This window comes from Pseudooceanicola spongiae (assembly GCF_014899185.1).
Taxonomy (GTDB): Bacteria; Pseudomonadota; Alphaproteobacteria; order Rhodobacterales; family Rhodobacteraceae; genus Pseudooceanicola; species Pseudooceanicola spongiae.
In genome coordinates, this window is record NZ_CP045201.1 from 990,882 (window position 1) to 1,002,497 (window position 11,616).

An 11,616-nucleotide genomic window follows, 5' to 3' on the forward strand; every position below is an offset into this window, starting at 1 on the left:
CCACGGTCCCCACGATGGGGGCCGTGGCCCCCTGTCCCTGCCTTGCGCTTGGCGCGCGACCGGCATACCCCTGCGCCAAACGCCGCAGACCGGACAGGACCCCATGGATATCACACGCCTCGACGCCCAGCTCGCCTTCCTGACCGAGGCTGATCGGCTCAAAAGCGTCACCCGCGCCACCACCCTGACCAATCAGTCGCGCGCCGAAAACTCGGCCGAGCATTCCTGGCAAGCCGCCCTCGCCGCGATGATCTTCCTGCCCGACCTCGCGCCTGAGCGTCTGGATCGCGTTCTGTCGATGATCCTGCTGCATGATCTGGTTGAGATCGACGCAGGCGACCAACCCATTGATCTGCCTCATGATACCGTCGCACTGGCCGAGGCTGAGCACGCCGCCGCCACGCGCCTCTTTGCCTTGCTGCCCGCCGATCAGGGCGCCCGTTTCCACGCCCTATGGTCCGAGTTCGAAGCCAACGAGACCCCCGACGCCCGACTCGCCAAGTCCATCGACTACGCCGTGCCGGTCATTCAGGTCTGGGCCGCCAATCCGCGCCGCGCCGATCACGCCTTGGTCGCCCGCGACAACTGCGCCACCGGCCGCGCCCGCCTGATCCACGAGACTCTGCCCGACCTTTTCGCCCATCTCGAGTCCGAGCTCTCGGGCACCGATCCCGACACCATCGCCCGCACGACCTTCGTGGCCGAGGCTGACAAGCTGAAAAACATCGTCCGCGCGACGACCCTCTGCGATGCCTCGCGGTTTGAGAACTCCGCCGAACACTCCTGGCACCTCGCGCTCTACGCGCTGACGCTGGCCGAACACGCCCCAGAAGGCGTCTCGTCCTTCCGCGTTATCCGTATGCTTTTGCTGCATGATCTGGTTGAGATCGACGCCGGCGACGCCCCGATCTACGCCCAGACCGAGGCCTCTCAGGCCGCCATGGCCGATCTTGAGGAGGCCGCCGCCGCTCGCCTCTTCGGCCTTCTGCCGACCGAACAAGGCGCGGCTCTCAACGCCCTCTGGCATGAGTTCGAGGGTTCGCAAACCCCTGATGCCCGCTTTGCAAAGGCGCTGGACCGCTTCCAACCGCCAATGCAGAACATCGCCTCCAAGGGCGTCTCCTGGCGCAGCCACAACGTGACCTACGAGATGGTCGATGCCCGAGTCGGCGCCGCCGTGCGCCGCTCCGTCCCCGAACTCTGGGCGCATGTCAGCCCGAAAATCGCCGCACTTCTGTCCTGAGGCCCGCAAGGCTCTGTCTTAACCGCTGCGCCCGAAAAGAGTGAACATGAGCGACGGCCTGTATCCGCTGCGTTCCGCCCGCTGGTGTCGCTCTCTCTTTTGGACATCGCGCGATGCCTTGGCCTTTACCGCGCCACTCTGTCAGAACCGGCTCCGCCCTATGTTCGTCGCGTTTGGGCCACTGTCATAGGGCCGGTACAGCCTGCTCGCTGCTCTCTCTATCCTTCGCAGGGAACGCGCAGCCCTCTGTTCTCCCTCCCGCCGCTCTGCCTGCACCGCTCCACGCTATGATTGTCTACCTGGCTGATTTTCCTGCGGCCGGTGTACTCTGACCGCTCGCATGCTTTTAACTTTCGCACGGACCGCGCAGGCCTCTGGCCTCTGCCACGCCGATCCGCCATTCTGGGTCCGACCCCAGAAGGACCGGCGCATGGACCCCTATTTCGATCTCGGCAGCTACAGCTTTGCCGTCACCACATCCTCGACCGAGGGGCAGATCTGGTTCGATCGCGGCCTGATCTGGACCTATGGCTACCACCACGAGGAAGCCATCGCGTGCTTCCGCCGCGCCATTCAGGCCGACCCTGCCTGCGCCATGGCCCACTGGGGCATCGCCTATGCCTCAGGTCCGAACTACAACTACCCATGGGCGCTTCAGGACGACAAGACCCGCAGCACTGCTTTGGCTCAGGCAACAGACGCGATGCGCACCGCCCTCGCTCTGACTGACCGCGTGAGCCCGCTTGAGGCCGCGCTGATCAATGCTTTGCCCGCGCGCTATCCGCAAAGCACCCCGAACCCCGATTTGCATATTTGGGATCATGACTTTGCAAATGCGATGCGCGACGTCCACGCCAACTTTGACACATCGCCCGAGGTGGCCACGATCTTCGCCGAAAGCCTGCTGAACCTGACCCCTTGGAAGATGTGGGATCTCACCACCGGCGACCCGACCAGCCCCGCCACGCTCGAGTGCCGCAGGGTGCTGGAGGCCGCACTGGCTCGTCCTGACGCGCTGCAGCACCCGGGACTGCTGCATCTCTACATTCACCTGATGGAGATGTCGCCGACCCCCGAAGCCGCGCTCCCTGCCGCCGACGCCCTGCGCACGTTGGTGCCCGATGCGGGCCACCTCGTCCACATGCCCACCCATATCGACGTGCTCTGCGGCGACTACGCCAATGTCGTCGCCTGGAACCAGCGCGCCGTCGCTGCCGACATGAAGTGGTACCAGACCCGCGGCGGCATGGATTTCTACACCGGCTACCGTCAACATAACCTTCACTTTGTCCTCTATGGCGCTCTTTTCCTTGGACAATACGACCCCGCCATGCAGGCCGTTCGTGACTTGCGCGCGACAACCCCCGACGACATGCTGCGCATCGAAAGCCCACCCATGGCCGATTTCTTTGAGGCTTTCCTTGGGTTCGAGCCTCATGTTCTGATCCGTTTCGGCCGCTGGCAGCAACTGATCGAGATGCCGTTGCCAGACGATCCTGACCTGTTCCGCTGCCTCACCACCTTCACGCTCTACGGCAAGGCGCTCGCCCATGCCGCGCTCAACAACGTCGCTGAAGCCATTGAGGCAGAAGGCATCTTCCTCGCATCTGCCGCCCGCGTCCCCGCCACCCGCCTGCTGCACAACAACCGGGTCATCGACCTGATCGAGGTCGCGAAGGCCATGTTGCGGGGCGAAATCCTTTACCGCCAGGGCGATTTCGACGCCGCCTTCGCTGAATTGCGTCGCTCCATCGCGCTTGATGACGCGCTGCCCTATGATGAGCCTTGGGGCTGGATGCAACCGCCGCGCCATGCCCTCGGCGCGCTGTTGTTTGAGCAGGGTCACATTGCCGAGGCCGAGGATACCTATCGCATTGACCTTGGCCTCAACAATACTCTGTCACGCGCTTCTATCCATCCCGATAATGTATGGTCTCTGAAGGGCTTGCATGACTGTCTTAAAGCGCGAAATGACACTGCAGAATTGCCTCTCATTCGCCAGCGCCTAGACTTTGCCCTGGCCCGCGCCGACACAGAAGTTGCCGCCTCGTGCTTTTGCGCCCAAGCTGCCATGGACCCGAAATGCTGCGCCTCACCTAGCTGACTTCGGTCAGATATCTATTGACGAGGTATTATTATCTGACCTAAGTCAGCGACATGACCCATGATCCCATCGCCCGTCTCCGCCGTTTCAACCGCGCCGTCACCACCGAGGTCGGGGCGCTGGATCACTCCTTCCTTGGTCGCGGCCGCCCCCTTGGCGCCGCGCGCGTATTGAATGCGATCGGTCAGGGTTTCACAGAAGTGTCTGAAATCCGTGATTATCTCGGCCTTGACTCGGGCTTGATGAGCCGGCTTTTGCGCAGTCTAGAAGGCGAAGGTCTGCTGACGACGACACCCGATGAAGCCGATGCCCGCCGCCGTATCGCCCGTCTGACAGAGGCTGGCCAAGCAGAGTTTACCGCCTACGAAAGCCTGTCGGATAGCCGTGCCGAGGCGCTCTTTTCACGTCACCCCAAGCCACAGGCGCTGCTCGCTGCGATGGATCTGGTCGCCTCCGTGCTCGGGCGCGACCGCATTCTGATCACCGAACAGGATCCGCGATGCCAGGCCGCAGTTTTTTGCCTCGGTGAATACTATAGCGAGCTTGCGCGACGTTTTGAGCGCGGCTTCGACGTTTCGCTGTCCTGCGATCCCGACGCCGCCGACATGATCCGACCGCGGGGCGTGTTCCTCGTCGCGCTCTCCGACGGACTGCCGTTGGGGTGTGTTGGCCTGAAAGGGTCCGGTGCCTCTGCTGATCCGATGGACTTGGATCAGGCCGACTCGCCTCGCAAGGCAGAGATCAAGCGTCTCTGGGTCTCGCCCGCCGCTCGCGGCCTTGGGCTGGCGCGGGACCTGATGACCCGTGTCGAAGAGATCGCCTGCGATCTCGGCTACACACATCTGCGGCTGGACACCAACAGCGCGCTCCCCGAGGCGGTGAACCTCTATCGCGCCTCTGGCTGGGTCGAGATTGATCGTTTCAACGATGATCCTTACCCAGATTTTTTCTTTGAAAAGAAGATCGGTCGCTCGCCTGGCGTTTCCTGACCTTGATAGTGCCGGCAGGCTTCGCCGAGAGATTTGCAAATAGGCACACCAAAATTTGCAGAATTGCAGCAAGTGCCTTTGCAAAGTAGCGACATGGCATTTGCAAATTGCGCTAGCCACGACATTCAAAACAGCTCAGCGAGGCAGCGAGAACAATCGCGGCAGCAAATTCGCACCATCGATGCAGGCCGTGCAGCGAAGCCCCGCACCGACCAGATACCGACGCGACACCGTTCTGATACCGACCTGGAAAATCAGCGATTTCCAGTGCTTGCACGAATGCACAATCCGTCAGCTGCGGGCCTTCGCCTTCTTCTCTTTGGTCACCACAATTTCCGCCAGATCCCGGGCGATCGCAAAGGCACCCTTGATCCGCTCTCCATCGCTTTTCCAGTCGCTTTGCAGCACGATACGGTTATCCTTGACCCGTGCCGTGCCACCCTGATCGCGGATGAAGGCCACCAACCCCTCAGGGCTTGCGAACTTGTCGTTGTGGAACTGGATCGTGGCCCCCCTCGGCCCCGCGTCCAGCTTGGCGATCCCGGCCCGCTTGCACATCGCCTTGATCCGGACAACCAGCAGCAAGGTATTGACCTCCTTGGGCAATTTCCCAAAACGGTCGATCAGTTCAGCCGCGAACCCTTCCAGCTCGACCTTCTTCGACAGGCTTGAGAGGCGCCGATAGAGCCCCAGCCGCAGGTCCAGATCCGGCACATAGTCTTCGGGGATCAGCACCGGCACACCCAGGTTCAGCTGCGGCGCCCATTGCCCATCGCTCTCGGTCAGGCCTTCCAGCTCTCCGGAGCGGATCTTGGCAATCGCCTCCTCCAGCATCGACTGGTACAGCTCATACCCAACGTCCCGCATGTTGCCCGACTGCTCCTCGCCCAGCAAATTGCCGGCGCCGCGAATATCAAGGTCTTGAGATGCAAGCGTAAATCCGGCGCCCAGCGTGTCGAGACTGCTCAGCACCCGCAGTCGTTTCTGCGCGGCATCCGTCAGTTTCATACGCGGTGTCGTCGTCATGTAGGCATAGGCGCGGGTCTTGGCGCGGCCAACGCGGCCACGGATCTGGTAGAGCTGCGCGAGGCCGAACATATCCGCGCGGTGCACGATCATCGTATTGGCGCGCGGGATGTCGAGGCCGCTTTCCACGATCGTCGTGGCCAGCAAAACATCGTATTTCCCATCGTAAAACGCGTTCATCCGCTTGTCGAGATCGCCTGCCGCCATCTGCCCGTGCGCCACAACGAAGCTGACCTCAGGCACCTGCGTTTTCAGAAACTCCTCGATCTCGGGAAGATCGCTCAGCCGTGGCACCACGAAGAAGCTTTGGCCCCCACGATAATGCTCTCTTAACAGGGCCTCGCGTACGGTGACGGCATCGAATTCACTGACGTAGGTGCGGATCGCCAGACGGTCGACCGGCGGCGTCCCGATGATGGAAAGGTCACGCACACCAGACAGGCTGAGTTGCAGCGTCCGCGGGATTGGCGTCGCCGTCAGCGTCAGCACATGAACGTCAGAGCGCATCTGCTTCAGACGTTCCTTATGCGACACCCCGAAGCGTTGCTCTTCGTCGATGATCAGCAGGCCGAGGTTCCGGAAGTTGATCCCCTTGGCCAGCAGCGCATGCGTGCCGACCGCAATATCGACAGTGCCATCGGCAATGCCAGCGCGGGTGCGCGTTGCGTCCGATGCGCTAACAAAGCGCGACAATGCATTGACTTCAATCGGAAATCCACGAAACCGCTCGGCAAATCCCTGATAGTGCTGGCGGGCCAGCAGGGTCGTCGGGGCAATTACGGCGACCTGAGCGCCGGACATCGCGGCAACAAAGGCCGCCCGAAGCGCAACCTCGGTCTTGCCAAAGCCGACGTCACCGCAGATCAGCCGATCCATCGGATGGCCGGACTCCATATCCGTCAGCACATCGTGAATGGCGCTCAGCTGGTCATCGGTCTCCTGGTAGGGAAAACGCGCCTGAAACGCGTCCCATTCGCCTGAGGGCGGGTCCATGATCGGCGCTCGCCGCAGCGCGCGTTCGGCGGCAACGCGGATCAGCTTGTCGGCCATCTCGCGGATGCGTTCTTTCAGCCGGGCCTTCTTGGCCTGCCAGGCGCCACCGCCCAGCTTGTCGAGGAAGCCTTCCTCGTGGCCATATTTCGAGAGCAGTTCGATATTCTCGACGGGCAAATAAAGCCGAGCGTTTTCAGCATATTCAAGCAGAATGCACTCATGCGCTGCGCCGGCGGCGGTGATCACTTCCAGCCCATGATAGCGCCCGATGCCGTGATCCACATGGACCACCAGATCGCCTGTGCTCAGGCTCTGCGTTTCGGTCAGGAAATTCTCGGCCCGCTTGCGCTTGCGTGCGCCGCGGATCAGCCGGTCGCCCAGAACGTCCTGCTCGGAAATCACCGTCAGGGCGCGGTCGCGCCACTTGCCAGTGAACCCGTGCTCCAATGGCCAGATCGCAAGATGCAGCCCGGTCTTGCCGAGGCGAGAGGCATCATTCAGCGACACAGCACCGCCCAGCCCTTCGTCCTCGATCAGCCCTTCAAGACGCTCTCGCGCGCCCTCGGAATAGGACGCAACGACCACCGGACCGTCGTGAAGTTTCGCACGAATATGATCTGCCAGAGCGCTGAAAAGGTTGATATTTTCAAGCTGCCGTTCGGGTGAGAAATTGCGCCCCTGACGCCCTCCGGCATCCAGAACGTTCACCCCCGGCGACTGTGGCAAGGGCGACAGCTGGATCACCCGACGCGCGCCAATCGCCGCCTCCCATGCGGCATCCGTCAGATAGAGCAGCGCTGGCGGCACCGGTTTGTAGACCGAGTCCATGCGCCCCTTTTGCCCCAGGGCAATGCGGCGGGTTTCGTATTGGTCCGTGATCGTGTCCCACCGCGACAGCCGCGCCGGGGTGACCTGATCGTCCAGCGTGATGGTCGCGTCCGGCAGGTAGTCGAACAGCGTCTCGAGCCGCTCATGAAAGAACGGCAGCCAGTGCTCGATCCCCTGCTGTTTGCGCCCGGCGCTGACAGCCTCGTACAGCGGGTCATCGGTGCCGGCAGCGCCAAACTCGATGCGATAGTTCTGGCGGAACCGGGTGATCGCGGCATCGTCCAGAATGACTTCGGAAACCGGAGCAAGTTCAATGACATCCAGCTTATCAGTGGTGCGCTGCGTGGCCGCATCAAAGCGGCGTGCGCCGTCCAGAACATCGCCGAACAGGTCGAGGCGCACCGGCCCGCCACTGCCCGCAGGATAGATGTCGATGATCCCGCCGCGCAGCGCGTAATCGCCGGGCTCCGTGACCGCATTGCTCTGCGAAAAGCCCATGCGGACAAGGAAATTGCGCAGGGCTTTTTCGTCGATCCGGTCGCCAACGCGGGCGGTGAAGGCGGCGTCGCGCAGCACCTCGCGGGCGGGCACTTTCTGGGTCGCGGCGCTCATTGTCGTCAGCAGGATGAACCGGCTGGGCATGCCGTGCACCAGTCCCGCCAGCGTCGCCATCCGCATCGCCGAGATATCGGCATTGGGCGAAACCCGGTCATAGGGCAGACAGTCCCAGGCCGGAAATGTCAGCACCGGGATGTCGGGCGCAAAGAAGTGCAGCGCATCAACCATGGCGGCCAAGCGCTTGTCATCACGTGCAATATGCACGACGGGACCAGCACTTTTGTGGGCCTCTGCGATCAACAGAGCGGCGTCGAACCCCTCGGGCGCACCGCCGAGGGTGATATGCGTTTTATTGGCCATTTTCAGCGCCCCAATACGCCGAGTGAGGCGTTGATGAACATTCCCCAGGTCGAGGTGACGAGGATCGCCAACAACCCGATCGCCTGGATCGCGATGCGCAGGCGGCGCAGTCGCAGGTAAAGATCTTCTGTGCCCGGCTGCTCGCGGGCGATTTTATGTGCGGCCCGCACGCTCAGCAGCCACACAAGCGACAGAGGCAGCGCCAAAAGAAACAAAGCCTGCGCAAATTCAACGCCGTAGCGAAAGCCCAGCAAGGCCAGCGCTGTCAGGGCAAAGCCCCCCAGACCTGCAATCAGCAGCCAGGAGGTGTCCGAGATCGTGAGGATGCGATTGACGTTGATGCGCACAAGATCCTGCAGATCGGCCTCTGCCTTCGCGCCCTTGTTCTGGGCGCGCAGGATCACATCGAAGGGCACGCCAAGCACCCAATGGCTGGCGGATGACCAGACCACAGCCAAGGCGATCCAGAACCACAGGTTTGAAAACGACCGCAGGTCAATGAGTTCGAAAATACTGGCCGCCGCGCCCACTGGCCCTCTGTCCTTTCGTACACCGTGACGGCTGTCGGATCGCTCCGGTGCCACGGCCTGTCTTGTCTGTCAGGCGGATATAGCCCGACTTTACGGGGTTGCCTACCCCCGGCCCCGCAGGATCACGCGGCTGAGAGCCGCGCAGCGCGACACCCTGCCCCTTGAGCTTGGGTCCGGTTCTGTGCGACCCCTCTGTCGCGGGCCCCGACCGGCCCCTCAGCAGCCCCGAGGTCTCCCTATGCAGCCGATTTTCGCCCCCTTTCCAGCCACCCGCCTGCGGCGCACCCGCAAATCCGCCGCGATCCGCGATCTGGTGCAGGAAAATTCGCTCAGCGTCAGCGACCTGATCTGGCCGGTCTTCGTGACCGAGGGTGACAATCATATCGAGCCCGTGCCCTCCATGCGCGGCGTGTTCCGCCGCAGCGTGGATCGCATTGCCGAGGCCGCGCGCGAGGCGTTTGATCTTGGGATCCCGGCGATCTGCCTGTTCCCCTATACCCCCGCCGACAAGCGCACCGCCGATTGCGCCGAGGCCTGGAACCCGGGAAACCTCACCAACCGGGCCATCCGCGCCATCAAGGCCGCCGTGCCAGAGATGCTGGTGATGACGGACGTCGCGCTCGACCCCTATTCCGACACTGGTCAGGATGGCTTTGTCGTCGACGGAGAGGTCGTGAATGACCCCACGGTCGAGGCGCTTGTGAAACAGACCCTGTCGCAGGCTGAAGCGGGCGCCGACATCATCGGCCCCTCCGACATGATGGACCACCGCATCGGCGCCATGCGCGACGCGCTTGAGGCCGCTGATTTTCAGAATGTCATGATCCTCAGCTACGCCGCCAAATACGCCTCGGCGTTCTACGGACCGTTCCGCGATGCGGTTGGTGCTTCGGGGGCGCTGAAGGGCGACAAGAAGACCTATCAGATGAACCCGGCCAATTCGGACGAGGCGCTGCGCCTTGTCGCGCGTGATCTGTCGGAGGGCGCGGATATGGTGATGATCAAGCCCGGCATGCCCTACCTCGACATCTGCCGCCGCGTGAAGGACCAGTTCGGCGTGCCGACCTTTGCCTATCAGGTGTCGGGTGAATACGCGATGATCCAGGCCGCGGCCCAGAACGGCTGGATCGATGGCGACAAGGCCATGCTTGAGAGCCTGATGGCCTTCAAACGTGCCGGATGTGACGGCGTTCTCAGCTACTTTGCCCCTGCTTTTGCCGCTCATATCAACGGCGTCTGAGCGCGCGCAGACCCGGTCCGCCGCGCCCGGTCTTCATCATTTGGTGACACGGCGCGGTGCAGGCTTTATACTGCGCGGGAGATGCCGGAAAACCGGTGCATGGCCTCCCAAGGGGGCCTTCAGGCAGGAGCATCCCCGGCGCATGGGGACATAGACAGGCAGTGACATGAGCAATCTGACAAGACGATCCTTCGCATTCGCGGCCCTTGCCGCCCTTCCGGCGCTGGCCGCCTGCAGCGGTGGTGTCGGCAACTCTGGCCCCGCCCAGATCGACGCGCGTGTGGATGCGACCCTGTCGCAAATGTACTCCCAATTCCCGGGCACACGCGATCTCGCGCAGAAATCCGCCGGTATGCTGGTGATGCCGCTGATCACTGAGGCAGGTTTTGGCCTGGGCGGTGGGTACGGTCGCGGCGCGCTGCGCGTCGGTGGCGGCACGGTCGAATACTACTCCGCCACGCAGGCCAATGTCGGTCTGCAGATCGGCGCCCAGCAATATGCCCACGTGCTGTTTTTCATGACACAGGAGGCGCTTGCCGAATTCCGCCGCTCGGACGGTTGGGTCGCCAGTGCCGACGCCGAGGTGGTGTTCAGCGATCAGGGCGAAACCCTGCGCGCCGATACCACGACCTCGCTGTCGCCGGTGATTGCCGTGATTTTTGCGCAAGCCGGCTTGAAGATCGGGGCCACGGTCGAAGGACTGAAATACTCCCGCATCCTTCCGTAAGCGGACAGGCCAACCGGCTGCGGCGCTCTTTCTGCGCCGCAGCACTAAATCGTGACGCGCGGTGATGACACTCAGCGCAACGATTTCGAAAGGCTCGCGTTAGGGTGGTGCACTCCCCCTTTGACGCGAAAGGAACAGCCCATGCGGCTTCCGCTGATTTCCCCCGATGATCTGACCGATGTTCAGAAGCCTCTTTACGAGGATATGCACAAAGGCATTGGCAGCAATTTCAACAGCTTCAAGGCGGTCGCCGAGGATGGCGCGCTGATGGGCCCGTGGAATCCATGGCTGCACGAGCCCAAGATCGGCGGCGCCATCTGGGATCTGACCAAGGTCATGAGCATGGAAGCCACCCTGCCCGAGGAAGCCCGTCAGGTCGCCATCCTCGTCACCGGTGCCCAGTTCGATGCGGCTTATGAGCTTTACGCTCATGTGGCCGTCGCCGAATCTGCCGGCATGGACAAGGACCGGATTGCCACCATCGTCGCCGGCACCCGTCCCTCTGGCATGAGCGAGCCTGAGGCCGTCAGTTACGACGTGGCCATTTCGCTGGCGTCGGGGCGCAAACTGGCACGCGCCACCTATGATCGCGCGGTAGAGACCTTCGGCCAGCACGGCACGAACGAGCTGATCTACCTCGTTGGCCTCTATTGCCTTGTCAGCGTCACCCTGAACGGCTTTGCCGTGCCCGTGCCAGATGAGGCGCAGTAGCGCTCAGTGGTAGCGAAATTCACCCACGACATTGCGCCATTCGCCTGAGCTGAGCTGCTTTCGGTGTGAAAACCGCACCGAATGCAGCGGCCCCTCGATCTTGGTCTGCCAATATTCGATGAATTTGAACAGCCTTGGGTGGTCCGGTGCGATGTCATAATCCTGCCAGACAAAGCTGTTCAACACATGGATATGATCCGGCATGCGGTAGAAAAATTCCGCCGTTGTCAGCCCGTATCCCTTCAACATCAGCTCGGTTTCGCTCTGCGCCATTTTTGTGCCCCTGAAGTTGCCTCCAGAAAACCAT

Annotated in this window: 9 protein-coding genes; 6 read left to right on the top strand and 3 right to left on the bottom strand. The window is 62.3% G+C overall.

Annotated features, from left to right (window positions below):
* The first annotated feature begins 103 nt into the window (after positions 1-103).
* The 3 genes from F3W81_RS04655 to F3W81_RS04665 all read left to right on the top strand — a co-directional run bounded on the left by F3W81_RS04655 (position 104) and on the right by F3W81_RS04665 (position 4,336).
* The gene (locus F3W81_RS04655) at positions 104-1,243 is read left to right on the top strand and encodes an HD domain-containing protein (RefSeq protein ID WP_193082485.1); all 1,140 of its coding nucleotides are present in this window, start codon (positions 104-106) and stop codon (positions 1,241-1,243) included.
* Between the two features lie 430 nt (positions 1,244-1,673).
* Positions 1,674-3,347 (top strand): tetratricopeptide repeat protein, encoded by a 1,674-nt coding sequence (locus tag F3W81_RS04660; protein WP_193082486.1) that lies wholly within the window; start codon positions 1,674-1,676, stop codon positions 3,345-3,347.
* 53 nt (positions 3,348-3,400) lie between these two features.
* The gene (locus F3W81_RS04665; RefSeq protein ID WP_193082487.1) at positions 3,401-4,336 is read left to right on the top strand and encodes a bifunctional helix-turn-helix transcriptional regulator/GNAT family N-acetyltransferase; all 936 of its coding nucleotides are present in this window, start codon (positions 3,401-3,403) and stop codon (positions 4,334-4,336) included.
* A 291-nt stretch (positions 4,337-4,627) separates the two neighbouring features.
* On the opposite strand, the gene mfd is transcribed toward F3W81_RS04665, so the two are convergent.
* Both mfd and F3W81_RS04675 read right to left on the bottom strand, forming a co-directional pair.
* Positions 4,628-8,101, bottom strand: coding sequence for a transcription-repair coupling factor (gene mfd / locus F3W81_RS04670; protein WP_193082488.1), 3,474 nt, complete (start codon positions 8,099-8,101; stop codon positions 4,628-4,630).
* 2 nt (positions 8,102-8,103) lie between these two features.
* Positions 8,104-8,631 (bottom strand): component of SufBCD complex, encoded by a 528-nt coding sequence (locus F3W81_RS04675; RefSeq protein ID WP_193082489.1) that lies wholly within the window; start codon positions 8,629-8,631, stop codon positions 8,104-8,106.
* A 238-nt stretch (positions 8,632-8,869) separates the two neighbouring features.
* On the opposite strand from F3W81_RS04675, the gene hemB reads away from it, so the two are divergent.
* From hemB to F3W81_RS04690, 3 genes are all read left to right on the top strand, one after another.
* Positions 8,870-9,871, top strand: coding sequence for a porphobilinogen synthase (gene hemB, locus F3W81_RS04680; protein ID WP_193082490.1), 1,002 nt, complete (start codon positions 8,870-8,872; stop codon positions 9,869-9,871).
* Between the two features lie 166 nt (positions 9,872-10,037).
* A complete protein-coding gene (locus F3W81_RS04685; RefSeq protein WP_193082491.1) occupies positions 10,038-10,598 on the top strand; it encodes a lipid-binding SYLF domain-containing protein in 561 nt (186 codons plus the stop codon).
* 141 nt (positions 10,599-10,739) lie between these two features.
* Positions 10,740-11,309 carry a carboxymuconolactone decarboxylase family protein gene (locus tag F3W81_RS04690; protein WP_193082492.1) on the top strand — a complete coding sequence of 190 codons (570 nt, stop codon included), beginning with the start codon at positions 10,740-10,742 and terminating at the stop codon, positions 11,307-11,309.
* A 3-nt stretch (positions 11,310-11,312) separates the two neighbouring features.
* Here the strand turns inward: F3W81_RS04690 and F3W81_RS04695 are convergent, their stop codons facing one another.
* Positions 11,313-11,582 carry an usg protein gene (locus F3W81_RS04695; protein WP_193082493.1) on the bottom strand — a complete coding sequence of 90 codons (270 nt, stop codon included), beginning with the start codon at positions 11,580-11,582 and terminating at the stop codon, positions 11,313-11,315.
* Positions 11,583-11,616: the final 34 nt, after the last annotated feature.